Genomic DNA, 24,227 nt, shown 5'->3' on the forward strand with positions numbered 1-24,227 from the left:
TAGCTCGCGGTAGTAATGCGACCAGCACAGAGGTGCTGGGCCACCAAGTCGGCGAGATGCCTTCTTGTCACAACCTGGCGCGGTGCAAATGGGCATCGGGACTCCTCACACGTTTGGTGCGGCACACCAGCCGACGGCCCGAGGCAGGAGCTTCTTCTGGCTTCGCGCTCAGAGCAGCCGACCGTCGGCCGGGTGCCGCCTGAACCGTGTCAATCCCGTTGCTGCGCAGGAGGAACCAGATCCGCAGAGCCGGGACTGACCGGGTCAGATCCTGTTACGAGCCGTCGGGTCCGATGCGGACGACGCTCTGCGGGTGCGGGAACGCGAAGTCCACCCTCATCACACACCGGACTGCGAGGCTGTCGGAGCCGAAGAAGAAGCTCGGGTCCACTTGCAGGTCAACGTCTTTGCGCAGGACGACGAACACCTTCGACCGGTCGTATGCCCAGACCTCGTCCTCATCGAGGACGGTGTCGGGCACCGTCCACAGCCGCACGCCGAGCATCTGGCGCTCGATGCGCTGAGTCGCGCCGGTCGCCAGGTTCGGCGACAGCAGCGGTTCGTTGCTGTCGGTGGCCTTCTTCAGCTTGCTCAGTGAGAGCACGGTGCCAGCGGACCCGACGAACGCCGTCGGCGTCGAGCCGGTCTGCTCGATGGCGCTGATCGCTTCGGCGAACGGGTCGCTGTTGGCGTAGTTGCCGCCGACGACGGCACCGGCCGTGCCGATCAGTGAGCGCAGGCCCGCCGGACCCTTGGCTGTCGAGGCGGCGAACCACGCCTGGTCGACCTTGCGGGCGATGTCGCGGGCCACCGACTGGCCGACGAGCGCGGTCGCCTCGGGCGAGGAGTCCTCGGCCAGTTCGCGACTCACCTTGGTCAGCGACTTGAGCGCCTTCGGAACGGCGACGACAGCGTCGACCTCGGGGTCGGTGAGGTTGATGTCCTCGCCTTCGTCGTACCAGCCAGCCGCCACGTCGTCGGTGATCACAGGGAAGCGGAATTCCCGTGTGCTGGTGGGGATTACGGTGGCGGTCTGCATCGCTACCGACGCTTCCTGCGTGGGCTGGACGATGAGATCGTGGACTTCTTCGGGCTTGAGAATCCCGGCAGCATTTGAGCCGAGCAGAGTCATGTTTCACGCTCCAGGTGAACGGACCCGGCGTGCAGGCCGGGTCGACGGTGTGAGGTTCACGCGAGGGCCACGGGCCTGCTCGCGGTGCCCACCTGGGGCGTTCGTGACATTCGGTCGGCCACGGGCCGGTGGTCGAACGTCACATCGAGTGTGGCTCAGCGACGGGCAGATTCACAAGTCGTCGGCGTCTGCTCCGGTGAGGGCGCGGTCGAACACACCTTTCCACGTCGCCGTCGTGCCGCCGCCGTCGCCGTGACCGGGCTTCCCGGCACTGGTGACTGCAGAGGCGGGTGCTGCGGCGCTGCGGACCCAGTGCGGGCGGCTCACACGCAGATCGTTGACGACGCGGTCGACGCGGGCCGGGTCGACCTGCCCGGCGTCGGTCAACATCTGATCGAGGCTCACACCGGACGCCCAGATGTCGGACGGGTCGATCAGGCCGCGTGATCCGGCGAGGCGTTCGACCTCGCTGCGGTGGTAGGTCTCGACTTGTGAGCGCAGCCGGTCGCGTTCGGCTTCGGCTGCCCGCAACTGACGCCGGTACCGAGCGGCCTCGCGGTCACCGCCTTTGTCGTCCGGCTCCTGGTCGCCGTCCGGCTCACTGGCGTCGTCCGGCTCCTGGTCGGCCGGTGCCTCGTCGGTGGTGTCCGGCGTGTCCGATGTGTCCGGCTCAGTGGTCGAATCCTGTTGTGGCTCACCATGATCAGTGACTGCCGGCGAATCGGATGCTGTTGTGTCCGTTGATGTTTCAGTACTCACTAGCTTCTCCCTGTCAGTGTTCGGAATACGGTGTCGGTGGCGGCGAGCGTGTCGAGGGCGTTGTCGCGTGCGGCGGCGCACCGCAGTCGAGGTTCGATGCTCACGCCGATCTCACACAGCGCCGCTGCGATGCCTCTGACCTCCCGGTCGTCGGGCAGCATGTCCAGGGCGCGGTCGACGGCGGCGCTGTCGCCGTCAATGTGCCCGAGCCACAGCATGATCAGCGCTGCTCTCACCGAGATCGGCAAGGTCCGTGTCAGCGGCCCGACACGCTGCGATGTAGGCCGCTGCGGATGCTGGCCGTTGGTGCTGCTCACAGTTCCTCCTGAGCGGTTCGATGGTCAAGCCCGCGTGCGGGGTGCATGGGGCCTCGATGTGGCGGGTCAGCCGTCCGATGTGGTGGATGCCCGAGCAGAGCGGGCAGCGGACCCGGTAGACGGTGACGCCGTCGCGGACTGTCGCGCCGACGATGAGCGCGATCCTGTTGGGCAGTGGCATGCGTCAATCGTCGCGCTCCTCGTCCTCGCTGCACGCCAACGCGGCCTGCAGTTGGCGCAGGCTGGTTTCCACGTCGGTGACGCCGACGACTTCGGCGAGCCGGTCGGCTTGGTGGTTCACCAGATACAGCAGTGCCGCGATGGTGAACGACAAGCGGTGTTCGCGTTCGGCTTCGGCCAGGACGACGGCGACGCCGTGGGTGTCCTCTCGCCGCCACAGGATGACGGCCTCGATGGCGCGGCGTAGGTCCGCAGCGTTCGGTAGTTCGAGTGTGGTCTCATCAAATGCGTTGTCGGACAATGGGTATTACTCCTCTGTTTTCGTGGGGTACAGGCGGTCGAATTCGGCGATGCGTTTGGCGACGATTCGTCGGCGGGATGTGCGGGCGCGGTAGCTGGCCTGGCGGCAGTGAGGACTACAGAACCGGGTGGTGCGGCGCTTGGAGTAGAAGTTGCCGCCGCAGCGCTCACATGTCAGGAGCAGCGGCGGGCTGCTGGCGGCGAGCCGGACGACCGCATCGCGGAGAGCAGCATTGGCCTCGGGCACGGCCTCTCACTCCTCAGTGTCGTCTAGCGGAGGGGTGTCTGAAGTGTTTGAAGTGTTTGAAGCGAGGAGGTCGCGCTGGTCATCGTCACCAGTCGGTTCCTCACTTTCAGACACTTCAGACACTTCAAACAGGGGGGTGTAGAGACCTCGGGCGCGCTTACCGATGCGCCCCGACTCATAGAGGCGGCGCAGATATGTGCCCGCACTGTTGCCGTCGATGCCGAGATGCTCGGCGAGATCAGCGGGCCGTGTCTCACCTCGGCCATTGACGAATGCCACGGCCTCGGCGCTGCGGTCGCCGAGATCGGCCGATTCCCGTCGCCGTCGTGCGGTGGCCGCAGCATCCAGCAGATCCATGCCATCGAGCGACCAGCGGCCAGCGCTGCTGAGCAACGCGTATTCGTTCTCGGGCACATCACGTCCGGTGACGCTGAGCAGTGCCTCATCAGCGTGACGCTTGCGGTGGAGTACCAGCACGAAGTCGGCTGACCCGGCGATTCCCTGTGTGCCGGAAACGCTTTCGATGAAGTCGTGCGCCTCGGCCTTGCGCGTGTGATGCACAAGGACCATGCACCCGCCCGGTGCTGAGTCGATGCGGTCCTTGAGTGCGCCGCCGATGCGGTAGTCGGCCTGATAGGCGTCCTCGTTTGTCGCTCTGGGTGGCTTGACCTTTCCGAGGGTGTCAACGATGACCAACGGGGCCTCGCTGCCGTGTCGGCGCAGGAATTCGCCGATGATGGTCATCGCCTCGACTGACGTTGCGCGGGTGACCACCTGCAGCGCATCCGGCAAGGGCTGGTTCGCCATCAGAGTCCGGAACCGAGCCTGCAGCCGACGGTGGCCGTCCTCCAGGGCCAGCAGTAACACCGGTCGCTGCTTGACCGGTACCGCGCCGAGCGCCGTCCCGCCAGCGGCGCAGGCCAAGGCGAAATCCGCTGTCATCCAAGATTTCCCAGCTTTTGGCGGCGCAACCAGCAGGCCCAAACCCTCGGGCAGGATGTCGCGGACGGTCCACTCCAGCGGCGGGAATTCCTGCTGATCGAGCCACGCCGCTGTCACAGCGCGGCTGTCATAGAACTCTGCGGCTTCACGGGCGGCCTCGATCTGCTCCCACGTTTCATCCATCGGCCTCACCTCTCAGTACGGCGAGGCGGTGGGCGCAATCGGCGACCGAGACTGCGATCTGAGCGACCATCGGCGCGAGGTCAGCCTCGGGTTGCGCCCATGCAGCGGATTGCATTGCAACACTGGCAGTTTCAATGCGTCGGCGCAGTGAGCGGGCAACGACGGCGCAGGCGAGGTCGCGTGCGGCCTCGGGGCACACGCCTCGGGTGGATGCCTCGCGCAGCGCCGCGAGCACGCTGGTAACCGGGCCACAGCCGGAACGCCCCACCTGGGGCACCTGGCGCAGAAGCTCGTCACCGACGGTGACCGGTGTGATGATCCGGCCGGTGCGGTGCATCCACCGGATGACGCCGACGATGCGGTCGGCGGGCGCGTCGAGGTCGTCGTCGGCGACGTGCGCCAGGACGGCCGGATCGCCGTTCCAGAGCAACGCACAGACCAGATCGAGGTTCGGGTCGAGCTTGGGGGTGTCGGTGTGCGGCGGTACGCTGAGCGGGCTTCTGAGGGAAGCTGGGGCGGTACCGACACAGGTGCCGCCCCTCAGCGTTTCGGCCGCTCTACGCGACACCCAGCACCCCGCTGCGCATCAACTCGTCCAACTCGTCCAGGTCGACGCGGATGGTCTTCGGCCCGATGCGGTAGGTGGGCACCTTCCCGGCGGCGATGAGACCGCGAAGGGTGCGGGTCGAGCAGCCCGCGTATTCGGCGGCTTGCGTGACGTTCACCCGGCGTGGGCGTTGGTAGGCGACGGGCGGCATGTGGTTCCCCTTCTGGTGTGGTGTGTGACCTACACGGCCGTTGTTTGCTCGTACTCACCAAATGACACCAGTGAAATTCGTTGCCCGCAAGTCGCTGACCAGCTAGTTAACCGTGTGAGAATCAATGTGAGGCAGGCGAATTCATCCACAGGAGCATTAGCTGTGTAGGCCATTACAGGCAGGTCTGGATGACGCCGGGACCGAGGTGGCCTGTGGACAACTTGGGGATGGCGCTGTGCGGTCGGCCGTGGTCCGGCCGGTGAATTCGTTGGCGAGCAAACTGTGCTGGCAGGGCCGTCTTCAATTACGGTGCCAGCAAACGGGTTTGGCTCGCGATCCAGAGGGTCGGATCAGTCGTAGATCGGGCAGCGCCCCAACGGAATTCGAGAAAGTGGGCCTGACCTGCATCGCAGCTTGTGCCCCCGGCAGGATTCGAACCTGCGGCCTTCTGCTCCGGAGGCAGACGCTCTATCCCCTGAGCTACGGGGGCGCGTGAGAAACAGCGCCGATGGGCCTGCACAGCCTAACGCATTCAGCTCATCGGAAACGGATTCGGGGCCTGACCACCCGAGACCATAGGATGGACCCCCGTGACCCCCGCCGACCTGGCCGACCTGCTCAAGTCCACCGCTGCCGCGGTGCTGGCCCAGCATGGGCTCGACGCGTCAGCGCTGCCGGAGACCGTCACCGTCGAACGCCCGCGCAATCCCGAGCACGGCGACTATGCCACCAACCTCGCCCTTCAACTGGGCAAGAAAGTCGGCGCCAACCCGCGGGAACTGGCCGGCTGGCTGGCCGAGGCCCTGGCCGACAACGCCGGCATTTCCGCTGCGGACGTCGCCGGCCCCGGCTTCTTGAACCTGCGCCTGGAGGCGTCGGCGCAGAACGTCATCGTCACCGACGTCCTGACGGCCGGCGCCGCCTACGGTCACTCCGAGACGCTCGCAGGACGCAACATCAACCTCGAGTTCGTCTCCGCCAACCCCACCGGGCCGATCCACATCGGCGGCACCCGCTGGGCGGCCGTCGGCGACGCTCTCGGCCGGCTGCTGTCGACCCAGGGCGCCGCGGTCACCCGCGAGTACTACTTCAATGACCACGGTGCCCAGATCGACCGGTTCACCAGCTCCCTGATCGCCGCGGCGAAGGGCGAACCGACACCCGAGGACGGCTATGCGGGCGCCTACATCAAGGACATCGCCGCGCAGGTGCTCGCCAAGGAGCCCGACGCGCTGGCCCTGCCCGAAGACGAGATGCGCGAGACCTTCCGCGCCATCGGCGTAGATTTGATGTTCGCCCACATCAAGCAGTCGTTGCACGACTTCGGCACCGACTTCGACGTCTACACCCACGAAGACTCGATGCACACTTCCGGACGGGTCGAGCACGCCATCGCCCGCCTGCGCGAGGCGGGCAGCATCTACGAGAAGGACGGCGCAACCTGGTTGCGCACCACCGACTACGGCGACGATAAGGACCGCGTCGTCATCAAGAGCGACGGTGCGCCTGCCTATATCGCCGCCGACATCGCCTACTACCTGGACAAGCGCGAGCGTGGATTCGACCTGTGCATCTACATGCTCGGCGCCGATCACCATGGTTACATCGCCCGGCTCAAGGCGGTGGCGGCCGCGCTCGGCGAGGACCCGGCCACGGTCGAGGTGCTCATCGGTCAGATGGTCAACCTGGTGCGCGAGGGCCAGCCGGTCCGGATGAGCAAGCGGGCCGGCACGGTGATCACGCTCGACGACCTGGTCGAGGCGATCGGCGTCGACGCCGCCCGCTATTCGCTGATCCGGTCCTCGGTCGACAGCCCGATCGATATCGACCTCGAGCTGTGGTCGTCGGCGTCCAACGAAAACCCGGTCTACTACGTGCAATACGCGCATGCGCGGCTGTCGGCGCTGGCCCGCAACGCCGCCGAACTGGGTGTCGTTCCCAGCACCGAGAACCTGCAACTGCTCAAACATGACAAGGAAGGCACGCTGATCCGCAACATCGGCGAATTCCCGCGCGTGCTCAAAACGGCTGCCGCACTGCGAGAACCACACCGCATCTCGCGATACCTCGAGGATCTGGCCGGCGACTACCACCGGTTCTACGACTCCTGCCGTGTGCTGCCGCAGGGCGACGAGACACCCAACCAGCTGCACGGTGCGCGCCTGGCGCTCTGCGCAGCCACCCGTCAGGTGATCGCGAACGGCCTTGGCTTCCTCGGCGTCTCCGCTCCGGAGCGCATGTGATCGCCCATCCCGCCGGCCCCCGGCACGCCGAAGAAATCCACCACGGTGGTGCACCGCCGCGCCCGCAGTCGCCGTCTGAGCTTCTGTTGTTGGCGCCGAATGTGTGGCCTCGCAGCACCGTCCGCGATGACGATGGCCTGGTGTCGATCGGCGGTGTGCCGGTCACCGACATCGCCGCAGAGTTCGGCACACCGACTTTCGTGGTGGACGAGGACGACTTCCGCTCGCGCTGCCGCGAGATCGCCGCGGCGTTCGGTGGAGGCGACAACGTCCGCTACGCCGCCAAGGCGTTCATGTGTACCGAGGTCGCCCGCTGGATCGCCGAAGAGGGCCTCTCGCTCGACGTGGCCAGCGGAGGTGAGATGGCCGTCGCGCTAGCCGGTGGCTTCCCCGCCGAGCGGATCGCGTTGCACGGCAACAACAAATCGGTTGCCGAGCTGACCGCGGCCGTCAAGGCTGGTATCGAGCATGTGGTGGTCGACTCGATGATCGAGATCGACCGGCTCGACCAGATCGCCGGCGCCGCAGGAGTGGTCCAGGACGTGCTGGTCCGCGTCACGGTCGGCGTCGAGGCGCACACGCACGAGTTCATCTCGACCGCGCACGAGGACCAGAAATTCGGGCTCTCACTGGCTTCGGGTGCCGCCATGGATGCCGTCCGGCGGGTATTCGAGGCCAATCACCTGCGCCTCAAGGGTCTGCACAGCCACATCGGATCTCAGATCTTCGACGTCGCCGGGTTCGAGATCGCCGCCCATCGGGTGATCGGGTTCCTTCGCGACGTGGTCGCCGAGTTCGGCGTCGACAAGACCTCGCAGATGTCGATCGTCGACCTGGGCGGCGGCCTCGGTATTTCGTATCTACCCCAGGACGATCCACCGCCGATCGCCGATCTGGCGGCCAAGCTGGCCGCGATCGTGCGCGACGAGTCGGCCGCCGTCGGGCTACCCACTCCGCGGTTGGTCGTCGAGCCCGGTCGGGCCATCGCCGGTCCCGGCACGATCACGCTCTACGAGGTCGGCACCGTCAAGGATGTGGCCGTCAGCCCGACCGCACATCGCCGCTACGTCAGCGTGGACGGTGGTATGAGCGACAACATCCGCACGTCGCTCTACGGCGCGGAATACGACGCACGGCTGATATCACGCAATACCGACGCCGCGCCCACAATCGGGCGTATCGTCGGAAAGCACTGTGAGAGCGGCGATATCATCGTCCGCGACACCTGGGTGCCCGACGACATCCGGCCCGGCGATCTGTTGGGAGTCGCCGCGACCGGTGCGTATTGCTATTCGATGTCGAGCCGTTACAACCTGATCGGCCGTCCCGCCGTGGTGGCCGTGCGCGACGGGCGAGCCCGCCTGATCCTGCGCCGGGAGACGGTCGACGATCTACTGAGTCTGGAAGTGAGGTAACGATGACTGACTCGCAAAAGCCCATCGGCGTAGCGGTCCTCGGCTTTGGAAACGTCGGCAGCCAGGTGGTGCGCATCATCGAGCAGAGCGCCGACGACCTTGCTGCGCGCATCGGCGCGCCGTTGGTGCTGCGCGGCGTCGGCGTCCGTCGGGTGGCCGACGACCGCGGAATCTCCATCGACAAGCTCACCGACAACATCGAAGAACTCGTCTCCCGCGACGACGTCGACATCGTCGTCGAGTTGATGGGGCCCGTGGAACCGGCCCGCAAAGCGATCCTGGCCGCTTTGGAGCAGGGCAAGTCCGTGGTCACCGCGAACAAGGCGCTGATGGCGGTGTCCACGGGGGAGTTGGCCCAGGCGGCCGAGAACGCCCGGGTCGACCTGTATTTCGAGGCCTCGGTCGCCGGCGCGATCCCCGTGATCCGCCCCTTGACCCAGTCGCTGGCGGGGGACTCGGTGGTCCGAGTGGCGGGCATCGTCAACGGCACCACCAACTACATCCTCTCGGAGATGGACAGCACGGGCGCCGACTACGCCAGCGCGCTGGCCGACGCGAGCGCGCTCGGCTACGCCGAGGCCGACCCGACGGCCGATGTCGAGGGATACGACGCCGCGGCGAAGGCGGCGATCCTGGCCTCGATCGCCTTTCACACCCGCGTCAGCTCCAACGACGTGTACCGCGAGGGCATCACCAAGGTCAGCAGCGTCGACTTCGAATCGGCCAAGGCGCTCGGCTGCACCATCAAACTTCTGGCCATCTGCGAGCGGCTCACCAGCGATGAGGGCCAGCAACGGGTTTCGGCGCGGGTGTACCCGGCGCTGGTGCCACTGGATCATCCGCTGGCCGCCGTCAACGGAGCGTTCAACGCTGTGGTGGTCGAGGCCGAGGCCGCTGGCCGTCTGATGTTCTACGGGCAGGGCGCCGGTGGCGCGCCGACGGCCTCAGCGGTGATGGGTGACCTCGTGATGGCGGCCCGCAACCGCGTGCAGGGCGGCCGCGGACCGCGCGAATCGAAATACGCCAAGTTGCCGATCGCGCCGATCGGCTTCATCCCCACTCGCTACTACGTGAACATGAACGTCGCCGATCGCGCCGGCGTGTTGTCCGCTGTGGCAGCCGAATTCGGTAAACGTGACGTCAGCATCGCCGAGGTGCGCCAGGAGGGCATGGTCGACGAGGGTGGTCAGCGCTGCGGTGCACGCATCGTGGTGGTGACCCATCAGGCCACCGACGCGGCACTGTCGGAGACGGTGTCAGCGCTGGCCGACCTCGATGTCGTGCAGAGCATCAACAGCGTGCTGCGCATGGAAGGAACCAGCGAATGAGCACCTCAGCGCAGACCGTTCACCAGCCCTGGCCCGGCCTGATCGCCGCGTACCGCGACCGGCTGCCGGTCGAGGACAGCTGGACGCCGATCACCCTGCGTGAGGGTGGGACTCCGCTGCTGCCTGCGCAGCGGCTGTCCGAACTCACCGGGTGCACAGTGCATCTCAAGGTCGAGGGGCTCAACCCGACCGGTTCGTTCAAGGACCGCGGCATGACCATGGCGGTGACCGAGGCAGTGGCGCGCGGCCAGCAGGCGGTGCTGTGCGCGTCGACGGGCAACACATCGGCATCGGCAGCGGCCTATGCGGCCAGAGCGGGGATCACCTGCGCAGTGCTGGTGCCGCAGGGCAAGATCGCGATGGGCAAGCTGGCCCAGGCCGTCATGCACGGTGCGAAGATCATCCAGGTCGACGGCAACTTCGACGATTGCCTGGAACTCGCGCGCAAACTGACCGCCGACTTCCCGACCATCTCGCTGGTCAACTCCGTCAACCCGTACCGGATCGAAGGACAGAAGACCGCGGCCTTCGAGATCGTCGACGCGTTGGGAGTCGCGCCCGATGTGCATTCGCTGCCGGTGGGCAACGCCGGCAACATCACCGCCTACTGGAAGGGCTACACCGAGTATCACCGCGACGGTGTCTCGGATCGTCTTCCCCGCATGCTCGGCACGCAGGCGTCCGGCGCGGCGCCGCTCGTGCACGGGGAACCGGTCAAGAATCCGGAGACCATCGCAACGGCCATCCGAATCGGCTCGCCCGCATCGTGGACCACCGCCGTGGCCGCAGCGCAGCAGTCCGACGGTCGATTCCTGGCCGCCACCGATGAGGAGATCCTCGAGGCCTACCACGTGGTGGCCAGCAGCGAGGGTGTGTTCGTCGAGCCGGCGTCGGCGGCCAGCATCGCCGGTCTGCTCAAATCGGTCGAAGACGGTTGGGTCGCCAAGGGTTCGACGGTCGTGTGCACGGTGACGGGCAACGGGCTCAAGGATCCGGACACCGCGTTGAAGGGCATGCCGTCGGTCGTCGCGGTGCCTGTTGATCCCGTGGCCGTCGTCGAGCAGTTGGGGCTGGGATAGCCGGTGACTCACGTACTGCCGCCGGGACTGAGGGCCACTTCCGTGGTGGCGGCATCCAGCGCGAACCTCGGCCCGGGTTTCGACAGCCTGGGTATCGCGTTGAGCCTCTACGACGAGATCGTCGTCGAGACAACGGATTCCGGTCTGACGGTCGAGGTCGAAGGCGAGGGGCGGGGCCAGGTGCCGCTGGATGAAAGCCATCTCGTGGTGCGGGCCATCCGGCGAGGGCTCGACGCGCTGAACATCAGCGCTTCCGGCATGACGGTGCGCTGCCGCAACGACATTCCACACTCCAGAGGCCTCGGATCCTCGGCGGCAGCGGTGGTAAGCGGACTCTCGGTCGTCAACGGCCTTGCGGCGCAGACTTCTTCGGAGATCCTTTCCGAACACGACCTCGTCCAACTGTCCTCGGAGTTCGAAGGGCATCCCGACAACGCCTCGGCGGCGGTGCTGGGCGGCGGCGTGGTGTCCTGGACCGAAGGACCGGAGTCGGCGCCCCGATTCGACGCCGCGCCGATCCGGGTGCACCCCGACATCCGCCTGTTCGTCGCGATACCGGACGAGCGCTCGTCGACCGCAGAGACACGCGTGCTCCTACCGGAGAAGGTCAGCCATGCCGACGCGCGCTTCAACGTGAGCCGAGCCGCCCTGCTGATGGTCGCGTTGACAACGCGGCCCGACCTGCTGATGCCCGCGACCGAAGACGTCCTGCATCAGCCGCAACGGGCGTCGGCCATGCCGGCTTCCGCGGAATACCTGGGGGTCCTGCGACGTTGCGGCGTAGCAGCGGTGCTCTCAGGAGCGGGTCCGTCGGTACTTGCACTGTGCACGTCCCCGGAGTTGCCCGCAGAAGCTCTCGAGTGCGGTACCGCGAACGGGTTCACCGTCAAACCCATGACCATTGGTGACGGCGCGAAGTGGATGTCAGGCGCAGCAGCACGACGCTGAAAGCGGTCGGAACAGGAATCACAGGAGCAACACGACACCCATGTCTTTCTTGCTTCCCGTCCCGATGCGGGATATTCTCGCTGTCGTCAGGCAATCGCAGCGTCTCTACCTGCGCCGACAATAGGACACCACCCATTTTCCCCGTGGTCTACTCGTGGATTGACGGTTCGCCGTATACCGGCGAGGCCCGGCCATCACCGTTGCAGGGGCAATGGTGGGGCCCATGCGTTCAGTGGATCGACTGATCGCACCGAATCCCCGCACGACTCGTTCTGCGAGGGAAAGAAAGGACATCCGTGACTGAAACGGACCTGATCACGGCTGGGGGCAGCAGCGAAAACGGTGAGCTGCCAAACGCCGTGAGTTCAGATTCTTCTACTTCTGCGGCGGCGGACGCGCCGAACGCCACGCCGACCGCCGAAACCGCACCGACCGCCGAGGTCGCTTCGGGCAACCGCGGGGGCGCCTTGTCGACCATGGTGCTGCCCGAACTGCGCGCCTTGGCCAAGGAAATCGGCGTCGAGGGCGCGTCCGGTATGCGCAAGAGCGAACTGGTCGCCGCCATCCGTGAGCGGCGCGGCGATTCGAACGGCCGCGGAAAGGCTTCCGCCGGTGGCGAGGCTCCCGCGAGCAGCGAAGCCAAGACCGCCGAACCCGCCAAGGAGGCTCCGAACGCCGAGCAGGGCGCCGAGAGCGGCGACGACCGTAATTCCAACGCCGACGCCGAGCAGCAGCCCCGGCGCCGTGAGCGTCGTGGCGCGTCGCGCGGAGCCGGCACACCCGACGCTTCGGGTAACCAATCGGACAACGCCGCTGGCGACGCCAAGACGGGTGACCGCCAGAACGACCAGTCGAACAAAAGCGACCAGTCCAACAAGTCGGACAGCAAGTCCGACGGCGACCAGCAGCAGGGCGACCAGCAGGGTGGCCAGAACCGCGGCGGCGGAGGCGGCAACAACGACGACGACGGCGAAGGCCGGGGCGGTCGTCGCGGTCGCCGGTTCCGGGACCGCAGGCGTCGTGAGCGCGGTGGCGGTGACGGCGGCGGTGACCGCGACACCGAACTGCGCGAGGACGACGTCGTTCAGCCCGTTGCCGGCATCCTCGACGTTCTCGACAACTACGCGTTCGTCCGCACCTCCGGTTACCTGGCCGGCCCGAACGACGTCTACGTCTCGATGAACATGGTGCGCAAGAACGGTCTGCGCCGCGGTGACGCCGTGACCGGCGCCGTGCGCGTGCCCCGAGACGGAGAAGGCGGCGACAAGAATCCGCGGCAGAAGTTCAATCCGCTGGTGCGTTTGGACACCGTCAACGGCAAGCCGGTCGAGGAGGCCAAGAAGCGGCCGGAGTTCAACAAGCTCACGCCGCTCTACCCGAACCAGCGGCTGCGCCTGGAGACCAACACTGAGAAGCTGACCACCCGCGTCATCGACCTGATCATGCCGATCGGCAAGGGTCAGCGCGCGCTGATCGTGTCCCCGCCGAAGGCGGGTAAGACGACGATCCTCCAGGACATCGCCAACGCGATCACCACCAACAATCCGGAATGCCACCTGATGGTGGTGCTCGTCGACGAGCGTCCGGAAGAGGTGACCGACATGCAGCGCTCGGTCAAGGGCGAGGTCATCGCCTCGACGTTCGACCGGCCGCCGTCCGATCACACCCAGGCCGCCGAACTGGCGATCGAGCGGGCCAAGCGGCTCGTCGAGCAGGGTAAGGACGTCGTCGTGCTGCTCGACTCGATCACCCGCCTCGGCCGCGCGTATAACAATGCGTCGCCGGCCTCGGGTCGCATCCTGTCCGGTGGTGTCGACTCCACTGCGCTGTATCCGCCCAAGCGGTTCCTCGGTGCGGCCCGAAACATCGAAGAGGGTGGCTCGCTGACCATCGTCGCCACCGCGATGGTGGAGACCGGGTCGACCGGTGACACGGTCATCTTCGAGGAGTTCAAGGGCACCGGCAACGCCGAGCTCAAGCTCGACCGCAAGATCGCCGAGCGGCGCGTCTTCCCGGCCGTCGACGTCAATCCGTCCGGTACCCGCAAGGATGAGCTGCTGCTGTCGCCGGACGAGTTCGCGATCGTGCACAAGCTGCGGCGCGTGTTGTCGGGGCTGGATCCGCACCAGGCGATCGACCTGTTGATGAGCCAGCTGCGCAAGACCAAGAACAACTACGAGTTCTTGGTGCAGGTCTCCAAGACCGCTCCGGGCTCGATGGACGCCGACTGACCGCGTGCTGATTTCGGTGCCGCCGGTCGCGCTCAGCGCGACGAGTTGCACCGAAACCGCTCATCGGTAGGGGTCGGTGATCTCGCGCAGCGCCGTCAGTGCGTCGCGAAGTTGCTGAAACCGGCGCTCACCGAGGTAGCGTCGCCACTCGTCCTCGACGTTGGCGATCTCCTCGCCCGCGGCCCGGCACACCGCCATGCCCTTGTCGCTCAATGTGACGAGCCGAGCGCGCGCATCCGTGGGGTCCGTCGTGCGCACCACATAGCCGGACCGCTCCAGTTGATCGATCAGTGCGCCGGCGGTCTGCTTGGTCACGCGTGCCTGCTCGGCGAGATCGGTGAGCCGCATTCCGCTCGAATTCACCTGCCGCAGGTCGAGGCGTTGCATGAGCCTGGACTGCGCGAGCGTGATGTCGTCGGCACCTGCCGCGACCAATGCCTCCATGACGCGTGCCTCGGCAGCGCGATGGCCGATGAACATCAACGTCGCGGTGCTGACCCAGTCGCTCACCCCATTGACCTTAGTACGGGAACCTGACTATATTCGTCAGGATACCTGACTAACTGGAGGAGGCGTGCGTGAAATCCGACACCGTCTGGCGGCATATCGACGAACAGCGCGCGGGCCTTGCCGACATGCTCGACGGCCTCGAACCCGAACAATGGTCGACACCGACCCTGTGCGAGGGATGGACCGTTCGTCATGTGGCCGCGCACATCACACACTCCGCATCAGGTAAACCGAGACTGCTGTTCGAACTGCTGCGATCCGGCTTTCGGATCAACGCGATGATCTATCGAGTAGCGGTGCAGGACAACCGATCTCCTGCAGAGCTCACCGCGGCGCTGCGCGCTATGCGGGGATCGCGTAAACGCCCGCCGGGCACCGCCGAACTCGACCCGCTGATGGATGTGTTGGTGCACACCCAAGACATCGCGGTGCCTCTTGGGATCGACCGTCCTATGCCCGTGGACGCGGCGGCCGCTGCGGCCGAAAGGGTGTGGACGATGGGCTTTCCCTTCCAGGCGCAGCGACGCTTTCGAGGCGTGCAACTCGCCGCGACGGACGCCGACTTCCAGGCCGGCGAGGGCCGACGCGTCGAGGCGCCGATCCGTGACATCCTCATGGCGCTCGTCGGCCGGCCCGCCGTCGCCATCGACGTCGCCTAGAGATCACACGGCGGGGTGGCTCGCAGTCCCGGCATGACATAGCGGCGCAGGTGCCGCAACACCGCGTCGCCGTCGCTGGGATCGAGTGTCTTACCGGGTACCGTTGCCAGCGAAATCAGCACGCGGGCAAGCCATTCCGATGCCTCGGCGATATCCGTGTCGGGGTGGATCTCGCCCGACTCCCGCGCGTTAACCAGGTAGCGAGACCAGAAGTCGGCCAGGTCGGGCACCAAGCCCTGGACGCCGGCGCCCGCGCACGCGGCGAACTCCTCGGGCTCGTCGATGCGCAGCTTCATCAACAACGTGCCAGGGTCGTCATAGGCCGTGCGCCCGTGCAGGACGCCGGCGGCGAGCTGCCGGTCGAGGCCGTCGACGCGCTCGAGCATCTCGTGCGCCTCGGACCAATAGGCCTCGTTGAGCCGCACGATCGCCGCCCCCAGCAGCGAGACCTTGTCGGGAAAGTGGCGATACAGCCAACCGCGGGAGACGCCCGCCACCTCGGCTACCTCCGACACAGTGGTCGAGCGGATTCCCTTGGCGCGCAGGCAGACCTCGGCCGCGTCGATCAGTCGATCGTGGACGCTCTTGGTGGCGGCATCGCTCGTCACCGGGTGGGCTCCTCCGCTAACCTCGCCCTCAAGTGGGCCGATCGGAGCATTGTGTCATGGTAGACACAATCGCGAATCTGTTCACTGTCGGAAGGTGAGCCATGGCGGACACGCTCCAGCAGCTGCTCAACGAGCGTGCCGACCGCGACACCGTCGCCATTCGGTACGGCGACCGATCCTGGACCTACCGCCAGTACGTCGCCGAGGCCAAGACGCAGGCCGCCGCGCTCATCGGGGCCGCCGACCAGGACCGTCCCTTGCACATCGGCGTCCTGCTCGGCAACACCCCCGACATGCTGATCGCGCTGGCTGCGGCCGGCCTCGGAGGCTATGTCGTATGCGGTATCAACACCACGCGCCGCGGTGAGGCCCTGGCGCGCGACGTCGCCAAGGTGCACTGCCAGTTCCTGATCACCGACGCCGAGCACCGTCCGCTGCTCGACGGTCTGGACCTGCCGGGGGTCACGGTGCTCGACACCTCCACGACCGCCTGGTCCGATTTCCTGGCCACCGCGACGACATTCGTTGCGCACCGGGAAGCCGCGGTCGAGGACACATTCATGATGATCTTCACGTCCGGCACCAGCGGCGAGCCCAAAGCGGTCCAGGTCGCCAACCTGATGGTGCTGTTCGCGGGCAACGCCTTGGCCGAGAAGTTCGAACTCACCGAGCGCGACGTCTGCTACCTGTCGATGCCGATGTTCCATTCGAACGCCGTGGTGGGCGGATGGGCACCCGCACTCGTCGCCGGGGCCGCGATGGTGCCCGCCAAGTTCTCCGCGTCCCGGTTCCTGGCCGATATCCGACGCCACGGCGTGACCTACATGAACTACGTGGGCAAACCGTTGGCCTACGTGCTGGCCACACCCGAGCAGCCCGACGATCGCGACAACCCGCTGCGCGTCGCATTCGGCAACGAGGCCACCGACCGCGACATCGAGCAGTTCAGCCGACGCTTCGACGTCACCGTCGACGACGGCTTCGGCTCCACCGAGAACGCCGTGATCATCACCCGCACCCCCGACACCCCGAAAGGGTCGATCGGACAAGGCTTTCCAGGCGTGGCGATCTACAACAGCGACACGGTCACCGAGTGCCCGGTGGCGGAGTTCGACGAGAACGGCGCTTTGACCAACGCCGATCTGGCGATCGGCGAACTCGTCAACACCGACGGCAGCGGCCTGTTCCGCGGCTACTACAACGACCGGGAAGCCACCGACGAGCGGATGCGCCACGGCATGTACTGGTCGGGTGATCTGGCCTACCGCGACGCCGACGGCTACATCTACCTGGCCGGGCGCACGGCCGACTGGATGCGGGTCGACGGCGAGAACCTCGCGACCGCGCCGATCGAGCGGATCCTGCTGCGGTTGCCGGCGATCAACCGCGTCGCGGTCTATCCGGTGCCCGACGAACTCGTCGGCGACCAGGTGATGGCCGCCCTGGTGCTGCAGGACGACGCCGACCTCGATCCGGAGACGTTCGAGCAGTTCCTGGCGGCCCAGCGGGACCTGTCGCCGAAGGCCTGGCCGCGCCACGTGTGGGTGGCCGACGACCTGCCCAGCACCGCGACCAACAAGATTCTCAAGCGTGAGCTCGTGGCACGAGGAGTCACACCCGACGGCAGGACGCTGTGGCGGCGCGACGGCAGCAGGTACCAGCCTGTCTAGGCGCGAATGTGGGGATGTGCACGCCAAACCGGCCCCGCCGCGTGCCGGTAACCCACGTTCGGCCGAACGTGGAAGCGGAATACGGCCCGGTGCGCACGCGTTTAGGCACTTGGCGGCCCTAGCTGGCATAATTGACCGCCGACCCTCGGTTCCGGTTCACGCCCGTCACCTCCAGCACGGAGGGGCGACCCGGGGCCCACGATCGAAGAGGAAACCATGAAAACGGGTATTCACCCTGATTACGTAGAGACCACGGTGCACTGCGGCTGTGGCCACACGTTCACCACGCGCAGCACCAAGCAGAGCGGACAGATTCACGTCGAGGTCTGCTCGCAGTGCCATCCCTTCTACACCGGCAAGCAGAAGATCCTCGACAGCGGCGGCCGGGTGGCGCGCTTCGAGAAGCGCTACGGCAAGCGCACCGGGGCGAGCGCAGCGACGGGAAAAACCGAAGCCGCGGCCGACAACGCCGACAAAGGCTCAGCGGACAAGTAGCGTCCTTTCCGGCGCCCGTTCTGCCGCATCAGCGGCCAGGCCGGGCGCCGGTTTGCGTTCGCGAGGGGCCACGGAGAGGAGGTCGACATGGCTCGCGCGCAGTCCCCGACTCAGTCGGGAGGAGCGATCGACACGCTGCTGGCCGAGCATGCCGACCTCGAACGCCAACTCAGCGATCCGGACCTGCACGCCGACGCCGCCCGCGCCCGCAAAGTAAGTAAGCGCTTCGCGCAGGTGTCGCCGATCGTCGCGACGTACCGCAAGCTCGAGGCGGCCCGCGGCGACCTAGAGGCGGCACGGGAGCTGGTCGCCGACGACCCGTCGTTCGCGGCCGAGGTCGACGAGCTGGTGGGCACCGTCGAGCAGCTCGACACCCAGCTGACCGATCTGCTCGCACCCCGCGACCCGCACGACGCCGACGACATCGTCCTCGAGGTCAAGTCGGGGGAGGGCGGCGAGGAGTCTGCGCTGTTCGCCGCCGACCTGGCCCGGATGTACATCCGTTACGCCGAGCGCCACGGCTGGACCGTCACGGTGCTCGACGAGACCTTCTCCGATCTCGGCGGCTATAAGGACGCCACACTGTCCATCCGGAGCAAGGGTGACTCGGCCGACGGCGTGTGGTCGCGCCTGAAGTTCGAAGGCGGCGTGCACCGGGTGCAACGCGTCCCGGTCACCGAGTCGCAGGGCCGCGTGCACACTTCCGCGGCCGGAGTGCTCGTCTACCCCGAACCCGAAGAGATCGAGGAGGTGCAGATCGACGAGTCCGATCTGCGCGTCGATGTCTACCGGTCGTCGGGCAAGGGCGGCCAGGGCGTCAACACCACCGACTCCGCGGTGCGCATCACCCACCTGCCCACCGGCATCGTCGTCACCTGTCAGAACGAGCGGTCGCAGCTGCAGAACAAGGCCCGTGCGATGCAGGTGCTCGCCGCGCGGTTGCAGGCGATGGCCGAGGAGCAGGCGCAGGCCGACGCCTCGGCCGACCGCGCCAGCCAGATCCGCACCGTGGACCGCAGCGAGCGCATCCGGACCTACAACTTCCCGGAGAACCGGATCGCAGATCACCGGATCAACTTCAAAGCGCACAACCTCGACCAGGTCCTCGACGGCGACCTCGACGACCTGTTCGACGCGTTGGCCGCCGCCGACAAGCAAGCGAGACTGCAGGCCACATGATCCGGCCCAGCCCGGCGCCGGCATCCACCACGCTGAGCCAGACCATCGACGCCGCCGAGACGGTGCTGGCCGAAGCGGGTGTCGCCACGCCGCGCGTCGACGCCGAACTGCTGGCCGCGCACGTGTTGGGCACCGACCGGGGCCGTCTGCGGTTCATCGAGGCCGGACCTGAGTTCGCGCAACGATACGACGATCTCATCGCCCGGCGCGCCCGGCGCGTCCCGCTGCAGCATCTGGTCGGCACCGCCGCGTTCGGACCGGTCGACGTGCACGTCGGCCCTGGTGTGTTCATCCCGCGCCCCGAGACCGAAGCCTTGCTGGAATGGGCTCTGGCGCAACGGTTGCCCGATGCCCCGGTGATCGTCGACCTGTGCACGGGCAGCGGTGCGCTGGCGCTTGCGCTGGCGCATGACCGGCCCGACGCGCGCATCATCGCCGTCGACGACTCGGAATCGGCGCTCCAATACGCGCGACGCAATCTCGCCGGAACGGCCGTCGAGGTGGTCTGCGCCGATGTGACCGAACCCGCGCTGCTGCCCGAACTCGACGGCTCGGTCGACCTCGTCGTGGCGAACCCGCCCTACATTCCCGACGGTGCGCAGCTGGAACCCGAAGTGGCCGAACATGATCCGGCCCACGCATTGTTCGGGGGACCAGACGGGATGCGAGTGATCGAGGCGATCGTCGGCCACTCGGGCCGGTGGCTGCGCACCGGCGGGCTTGTGGCCGTCGAGCACGACGACACGACGTCGGACCGCACCGTCGAGCGTTTCAGCCACGCAACGCGCTTCGACGACATCACCGCCCGGCCCGATCTCAGCGGGCGGACACGGTTCGTGACCGCGCGGAGGACCGAATGACGCCCGAAGGAGATGTCGCGGGATGAGTCAGTTGTTCGACTGCTCCGACGCCGACCAGCGTGAGACCGGTATCGCGTCGGCGATCAGCGCGCTCAAAGGCGGCCGTCTGGTCGTGTTACCCACGGACACCGTCTACGGCGTCGGCGCCGACGCATTCGACGGTGAAGCCGTCGCCGCCCTGCTCGCCGCCAAGGGGCGCGGCCGCGACATGCCGGTGCCCGTCCTGGTCGGTTCGTGGCACACGATCGAGGGCCTGGTCTACAACGTGCCGAACAGCGCACGCGAACTCATCCGCGCCTTCTGGCCGGGTGCGCTGAGCTTGGTGGTACGCCAGGCGCCGTCGCTGCATTGGGACCTCGGCGATGCACACGGAACCGTGATGCTGCGCATGCCGTTGCATCCGGTGGCCATCGAACTGCTGCGCGCAGTCGGGCCGATGGCGGTCTCGAGTGCCAACGTCTCCGGACAACCCCCGGCCGTCACCGCAGAAGCGGCGCGCGAGCAACTCGGCGAGCAAGTCGAGGTGTACCTCGAAGCAGGGCCATCCGAGCGGCGGGCCGCGTCGACGATCGTCGACCTCACCGGCGCACACCCCCGCGTGTTACGCGAAGGCCCGGTTGGCGCGGATGCGATCGCGACCGTGCTCGGTGTCGAGCCGACGACTTTGACGGACTGAGATTGGCTTTCGTGCAGTACGGTTCACCGGTGGTCTACGCCACCGACACGCTGCTGGCACTCAACGATCGCGGTGCGGGCGTACCGATCCGGGAGCTCGCGCTGGTCGGTCTGACGGCCGCGATCATCACCTACTTCGCGACCGGGTGGGTCAGGGTCATGGCGCGTCGCTTCGGTGCCGTCGCGATCCCGCGCGACCGAGACGTGCACGCGCAACCCATCCCGCGGATGGGGGGGCTCGCCATGTACATCGGCGTCGCGTTCGCCGTCCTGCTGGCCTCCCAACTGCCTGCGCTCACGCGGGGATTCGTCTACTCGACGGGCATGCCGGCGGTGGTCGTCGCCGGCGGGCTGATCATGGTCGTCGGCCTGATCGACGACCGCTGGGGCCTGGACTCGCTGACGAAGTTCGCCGGTCAGATCACCGCGGCGAGTGTGCTCGTCACCATGGGGGTGGCGTGGAGCGTGCTCTACATTCCGATCGGCGGCGTCGGCACCATCGTCTTGGATCAGGTGTCGTCGATCCTGCTGACGCTGGCCCTGACGGTGTCGATCGTCAACGCGATGAACTTCATCGACGGGCTCGACGGGCTCGCGGCCGGCCTCGGGCTGATCACCGCATCGGCGATCTGCATCTTCTCGGTCGGGCTGTTGCGCGACCACGGCGGCGATGTCCTGTTCTATCCGCCCGCGGTGATCTCGGTAGTGCTGGCCGGGGTGTGCCTCGGGTTCCTGCCGCACAACTTCCACCCCGCCAGGATCTTCATGGGCGACTCCGGGTCGATGCTGATCGGCCTGATGCTGGCGGCGGCGGCCACCACCGCCGCGGGCCCCATCTCTCAGACGGCGTACGGGGTGCGCGACGTCTTCGCGCTGCTGTCGCCGTTCCTGCTCGTGGTCGCGGTGATGTTCGTGCCCGCGCTCGACACCCTGCTGGCGATCATCCGGCGTACCCGCGCGGGCGTGCATTTCACGACACCGGACAAGATGCACCTGCATCACCGGTTGCTCCAGATCGGTCATTCGCACCGGCGAGTCGTCCTGGTGATCTACCTGTGGGTGGCCATCGTCTGCTTCGGTGCGGCCAGCACGATCTTCATCGATCCGCGCTACAGCGGAGCCGTCATGCTGGCCGCGATTCTCGTCGCCGTCGTCGTGACCCTGATCCCTCTTCTCCGTCGACGGAACGGCCAATTCCAGCCGATGTACGACGAAAAGTAGTAGACCCCCTTTTATGCCTCCCACCATGTGTTAGGGTGCCTTCAGAACCCGAAAAAACCTCACGGGTTGCCGGCCCCCGGGCCATCGGTACACCACCGATCGGAACGGAACCACGACCGACAAAGGGAGCTGCCCCGTGGGTGATTCCAGCGAGCCAAACGCCCTCCGATACGCTCAGGGCGCATGCACGCAAATCATCGGGGCAGCCACCGTGAACCGCGGATTGAGGTGAAGTTGTGACGACGCCAGCGCAGGATGCGCCATTGGTGTTGCCATCCGTTGCGTTCCGCCCATTACGGCTCTCGGTGATCTGCTTTGCGCTGACCGTGCTCGCCACGGTGGCGACCGCCCTGCTCGGCCACCCGATGGTCGGAATCTTCTTCGGCATCGGCTTGGGCCTCGGCTTGTTCAACGCAATTCTGGTACGACGATCGGCCCTGCGGATCACCGCCCATGCTCACCCGCTGAAGAGCAAAATGGCCGTGAACTCCGCCGTCCGCTTGATGGTCCTGACGGTGATCGGCCTGGTGATCGCGTTTGCGTTCCGGCCCGAGGGACTGGGTGTGGTCTTCGGAATGGCGTTGTTCCAGATGTTGCTCGTGTTCACGACCGCCGTGCCCGTCGCGCGGAAACTGCGCGCAGGTAGCCCGACTGACACCGTTGGACCCCAAGGGGAGGCCATCCAGTAATGACCGAAACCATCCTCGCCGCCGACTCCGGAATTCACGTCGGCACGCATACCGAGGCCAATTGGTTTGGGCTGACTGTCAACACCGATACGTTGCTCTCCGCGTCGATCGCCGCTGTGATCGTGCTGGCGCTGGCGTTCTACTTGCGCGCGAAGGTGACGTCGAGCGGTGTGCCCAGCGGAGTGCAGCTCTTCTGGGAAGCCATCACCGTCCAGGTGCGCAACCAGGTCGAGTCCGCGATCGGTATGAAGATCGCGCCGTTCGTGCTGCCTCTCGCGGTGACGCTGTTCGTCTACATCCTGATCGCGAACTGGCTGTCGGTCTTCCCGTGGCAGTACAGCGACGAGACCGGTATTCACGAACTGCTCAAACCCGCGGCCGCCGACATCAACTTCGTGTTGGCGCTCGGCTTGTTCGTATTCATCTGCTACCACGCCGCCGGGTTCTGGCGCCGCGGTCCGCTCGGCCACCCCGTGCGACTGCTCAAGGGGCACGTGTCGTTCCTCGCCCCGATCAACCTCGTCGAAGAGCTCGCCAAGCCAGTCTCGTTGTCACTCCGACTTTTCGGCAACGTCTTCGCCGGCGGCATCATGGTCACGATCATCGCCTTGTTTCCGGCATACATCCTGTGGGCACCGAATGCCCTGTGGAAGTCGTTCGAATTGTTCATCGGCGCCATCCAGGCGTTCATCTTCGCGCTGCTGACGATCTTGTACTTCGGTCAGTCGATGGAGCTTGAGGATGAACATCACTGACCACGCGTAAATGCTCGACAAAACCACCTGGTAGGACTGCTACCAGAAATCAAGGAGGATAAGGAATGGATCCCACTATCGCTGCCGGAGCGCTCATCGGCGGTGGACTTCTTCTGGGCGGCGGCGCCATCGGTGCCGCGATCGGCGACGGTGTCGTCGGTAGCGCTCTGGTCAACGGCGTAGCCCGCCAGCCCGAAGCTCAGGGTCGGCTGTTCGTGCCGTTCTTCATCACGGTGGGTCTGGTGGAGGCCATGTACTTCATCAACCTGGCGTTCATGGCTCTGTTCGTGTTCGCCACGCCGGTCGGAGGTTAAAGCCGGCCATGGCTGACTCGAACGTCGTTCTGTTGGCGGCTGAGGGAGGCGGTCAGAGCAACTTCCTCATCCCCAACGGCACCTTCATCTTCGTGCTGCTGATCTTTTTGATCGTGCTCGGAGTGATCGCCAAGTGGGTCGTGCCCCCGATTTCTCGGGTCCTGCACGAGCGCGAGGCGATGGTGTTCAAGACGGCCGAGGACAACAAACGGGCAGCCCAGTTGAGGGCTGCCGCGGATGCCGACTATCGCAACGTGATGGCGGATGCCCGCCGCGAGGCGACGTCGGTCCGTGAAGAGGCCCGTGCAGAGGGTCGCAAGATCGTCGACGACGCGCGGGCCCGCGCCAACGCGGAAGTCTCGACACTTCTGCAGCAGGCGAACGAACAGCTCACGCAGCAGTCGCGGGCACTGACGACCGATCTCCAGTCGTCGGTGGAGACGTTGGCCGCCAACCTCGCAAGTCGGGTGCTCGGCGTCGACGTGGCGACGCGCACGGTGCCGGTCGCGACAGGACGGGAGCGCTGACGC

The 24,227-nt window shown here is 66.6% G+C and carries 27 protein-coding genes and 1 tRNA gene; 17 read left to right on the forward strand and 11 right to left on the reverse strand.

Going from position 1 to position 24,227, the window contains the following annotated elements:
- Positions 1 to 274 precede the first annotated feature (274 nt).
- The 9 genes from A5759_RS04605 to A5759_RS04645 form a co-directional block, all read right to left on the reverse strand.
- The gene (locus A5759_RS04605; RefSeq protein WP_068194455.1) at positions 275 to 1,132 is read right to left on the reverse strand and encodes a phage major capsid protein; all 858 of its coding nucleotides are present in this window, start codon (positions 1,130 to 1,132) and stop codon (positions 275 to 277) included.
- A 171-nt stretch (positions 1,133 to 1,303) separates the two neighbouring features.
- Positions 1,304 to 1,891, reverse strand: a complete 588-nt coding sequence (locus tag A5759_RS04610) for a hypothetical protein (RefSeq protein WP_068194458.1) — start codon at positions 1,889 to 1,891, stop codon at positions 1,304 to 1,306.
- On the reverse strand, positions 1,891 to 2,208 hold the full coding sequence (locus A5759_RS04615) for a hypothetical protein (protein ID WP_231984543.1): 318 nt from the start codon (positions 2,206 to 2,208) through the stop codon (positions 1,891 to 1,893). The genes A5759_RS04610 and A5759_RS04615 overlap by 1 nt, the downstream gene beginning before the upstream one ends.
- A 184-nt stretch (positions 2,209 to 2,392) precedes the next feature.
- Complete coding sequence (locus A5759_RS04620; protein WP_068194460.1) at positions 2,393 to 2,689, reverse strand: hypothetical protein; 297 nt, start codon at positions 2,687 to 2,689, stop codon at positions 2,393 to 2,395.
- 6 nt (positions 2,690 to 2,695) lie between these two features.
- Positions 2,696 to 2,935 carry a hypothetical protein gene (locus A5759_RS04625; protein ID WP_068194463.1) on the reverse strand — a complete coding sequence of 80 codons (240 nt, stop codon included), beginning with the start codon at positions 2,933 to 2,935 and terminating at the stop codon, positions 2,696 to 2,698.
- A gap of 6 nt (positions 2,936 to 2,941) precedes the next feature.
- Complete coding sequence (locus A5759_RS04630; RefSeq protein ID WP_082961976.1) at positions 2,942 to 4,060, reverse strand: AAA family ATPase; 1,119 nt, start codon at positions 4,058 to 4,060, stop codon at positions 2,942 to 2,944.
- A complete protein-coding gene (locus A5759_RS04635; RefSeq protein ID WP_068194465.1) occupies positions 4,053 to 4,628 on the reverse strand; it encodes a hypothetical protein in 576 nt (191 codons plus the stop codon). The genes A5759_RS04630 and A5759_RS04635 overlap by 8 nt, the downstream gene beginning before the upstream one ends.
- Positions 4,618 to 4,818: a helix-turn-helix domain-containing protein gene (locus A5759_RS04640; protein WP_068194468.1), complete on the reverse strand. Its 201-nt coding sequence runs from the start codon at positions 4,816 to 4,818 to the stop codon at positions 4,618 to 4,620. The genes A5759_RS04635 and A5759_RS04640 overlap by 11 nt, the downstream gene beginning before the upstream one ends.
- A gap of 417 nt (positions 4,819 to 5,235) precedes the next feature.
- A tRNA-Arg gene (locus A5759_RS04645) sits at positions 5,236 to 5,308 on the reverse strand.
- A gap of 100 nt (positions 5,309 to 5,408) precedes the next feature.
- Between A5759_RS04645 and argS the strand changes: the two genes are divergently transcribed.
- The 6 genes from argS to rho all read left to right on the forward strand — a co-directional run bounded on the left by argS (position 5,409) and on the right by rho (position 14,062).
- Entirely contained in the window at positions 5,409 to 7,061 is a 1,653-nt protein-coding gene (argS, locus tag A5759_RS04650) for an arginine--tRNA ligase (RefSeq protein WP_068194471.1), read from the forward strand.
- Positions 7,062 to 7,096: 35 nt separating this feature from the next.
- On the forward strand, positions 7,097 to 8,476 hold the full coding sequence (gene lysA, locus A5759_RS04655; protein ID WP_197505954.1) for a diaminopimelate decarboxylase: 1,380 nt from the start codon (positions 7,097 to 7,099) through the stop codon (positions 8,474 to 8,476).
- 2 nt (positions 8,477 to 8,478) lie between these two features.
- Entirely contained in the window at positions 8,479 to 9,804 is a 1,326-nt protein-coding gene (locus tag A5759_RS04660; RefSeq protein ID WP_064397780.1) for a homoserine dehydrogenase, read from the forward strand.
- On the forward strand, positions 9,801 to 10,883 hold the full coding sequence (thrC, locus tag A5759_RS04665) for a threonine synthase (protein WP_068194473.1): 1,083 nt from the start codon (positions 9,801 to 9,803) through the stop codon (positions 10,881 to 10,883). The genes A5759_RS04660 and thrC overlap by 4 nt, the downstream gene beginning before the upstream one ends.
- Before the next feature lie 3 nt (positions 10,884 to 10,886).
- Entirely contained in the window at positions 10,887 to 11,831 is a 945-nt protein-coding gene (thrB, locus tag A5759_RS04670) for a homoserine kinase (RefSeq protein WP_068194475.1), read from the forward strand.
- Between the two features lie 296 nt (positions 11,832 to 12,127).
- Positions 12,128 to 14,062: a transcription termination factor Rho gene (gene rho / locus A5759_RS04675; protein WP_068194478.1), complete on the forward strand. Its 1,935-nt coding sequence runs from the start codon at positions 12,128 to 12,130 to the stop codon at positions 14,060 to 14,062.
- 60 nt (positions 14,063 to 14,122) lie between these two features.
- Here rho and A5759_RS04680 read toward each other — a convergent pair whose 3' ends face one another.
- On the reverse strand, positions 14,123 to 14,572 hold the full coding sequence (locus A5759_RS04680) for a MarR family winged helix-turn-helix transcriptional regulator (protein WP_068194481.1): 450 nt from the start codon (positions 14,570 to 14,572) through the stop codon (positions 14,123 to 14,125).
- 68 nt (positions 14,573 to 14,640) lie between these two features.
- Here A5759_RS04680 and A5759_RS04685 point away from each other — a divergent pair, with 68 nt between their 5' ends.
- Positions 14,641 to 15,231, forward strand: a complete 591-nt coding sequence (locus tag A5759_RS04685) for a maleylpyruvate isomerase family mycothiol-dependent enzyme (protein ID WP_082961977.1) — start codon at positions 14,641 to 14,643, stop codon at positions 15,229 to 15,231.
- On the opposite strand, the gene A5759_RS04690 is transcribed toward A5759_RS04685, so the two are convergent.
- On the reverse strand, positions 15,228 to 15,839 hold the full coding sequence (locus A5759_RS04690) for a TetR/AcrR family transcriptional regulator (RefSeq protein WP_068194484.1): 612 nt from the start codon (positions 15,837 to 15,839) through the stop codon (positions 15,228 to 15,230). The genes A5759_RS04685 and A5759_RS04690 overlap by 4 nt on opposite strands.
- Before the next feature lie 101 nt (positions 15,840 to 15,940).
- On the opposite strand from A5759_RS04690, the gene fadD1 reads away from it, so the two are divergent.
- From fadD1 to A5759_RS04740, 10 genes are all read left to right on the forward strand, one after another.
- Positions 15,941 to 17,509: a fatty-acid--CoA ligase FadD1 gene (fadD1, locus tag A5759_RS04695; protein ID WP_068194488.1), complete on the forward strand. Its 1,569-nt coding sequence runs from the start codon at positions 15,941 to 15,943 to the stop codon at positions 17,507 to 17,509.
- A gap of 216 nt (positions 17,510 to 17,725) precedes the next feature.
- Complete coding sequence (gene rpmE, locus A5759_RS04700; protein WP_066842455.1) at positions 17,726 to 18,004, forward strand: 50S ribosomal protein L31; 279 nt, start codon at positions 17,726 to 17,728, stop codon at positions 18,002 to 18,004.
- Between the two features lie 87 nt (positions 18,005 to 18,091).
- Positions 18,092 to 19,183 carry a peptide chain release factor 1 gene (gene prfA, locus A5759_RS04705; RefSeq protein WP_068194489.1) on the forward strand — a complete coding sequence of 364 codons (1,092 nt, stop codon included), beginning with the start codon at positions 18,092 to 18,094 and terminating at the stop codon, positions 19,181 to 19,183.
- Entirely contained in the window at positions 19,180 to 20,043 is an 864-nt protein-coding gene (gene prmC / locus A5759_RS04710; protein WP_068194492.1) for a peptide chain release factor N(5)-glutamine methyltransferase, read from the forward strand. The genes prfA and prmC overlap by 4 nt, the downstream gene beginning before the upstream one ends.
- A 22-nt stretch (positions 20,044 to 20,065) precedes the next feature.
- Positions 20,066 to 20,719 (forward strand): L-threonylcarbamoyladenylate synthase, encoded by a 654-nt coding sequence (locus A5759_RS04715; protein ID WP_068194495.1) that lies wholly within the window; start codon positions 20,066 to 20,068, stop codon positions 20,717 to 20,719.
- 2 nt (positions 20,720 to 20,721) lie between these two features.
- Entirely contained in the window at positions 20,722 to 21,939 is a 1,218-nt protein-coding gene (locus A5759_RS04720; RefSeq protein WP_197505951.1) for a glycosyltransferase family 4 protein, read from the forward strand.
- Positions 21,940 to 22,175: 236 nt separating this feature from the next.
- Complete coding sequence (locus A5759_RS04725) at positions 22,176 to 22,628, forward strand: ATP synthase subunit I (protein WP_064397803.1); 453 nt, start codon at positions 22,176 to 22,178, stop codon at positions 22,626 to 22,628.
- Positions 22,628 to 23,383 carry a F0F1 ATP synthase subunit A gene (atpB, locus tag A5759_RS04730; protein WP_064397804.1) on the forward strand — a complete coding sequence of 252 codons (756 nt, stop codon included), beginning with the start codon at positions 22,628 to 22,630 and terminating at the stop codon, positions 23,381 to 23,383. Before A5759_RS04725 ends, atpB begins: the two co-directional genes overlap by 1 nt.
- 65 nt (positions 23,384 to 23,448) lie before the next feature.
- The gene (locus A5759_RS04735) at positions 23,449 to 23,697 is read left to right on the forward strand and encodes a F0F1 ATP synthase subunit C (protein WP_064347125.1); all 249 of its coding nucleotides are present in this window, start codon (positions 23,449 to 23,451) and stop codon (positions 23,695 to 23,697) included.
- 8 nt (positions 23,698 to 23,705) lie between these two features.
- Complete coding sequence (locus tag A5759_RS04740) at positions 23,706 to 24,224, forward strand: F0F1 ATP synthase subunit B (RefSeq protein WP_064418751.1); 519 nt, start codon at positions 23,706 to 23,708, stop codon at positions 24,222 to 24,224.
- Positions 24,225 to 24,227: the final 3 nt, after the last annotated feature.

The sequence above is a fragment of the Mycobacterium sp. 852014-52144_SCH5372336 genome (assembly GCF_001665615.1).
Lineage (GTDB): Bacteria > Actinomycetota > Actinomycetes > Mycobacteriales > Mycobacteriaceae > Mycobacterium > Mycobacterium neumannii_A.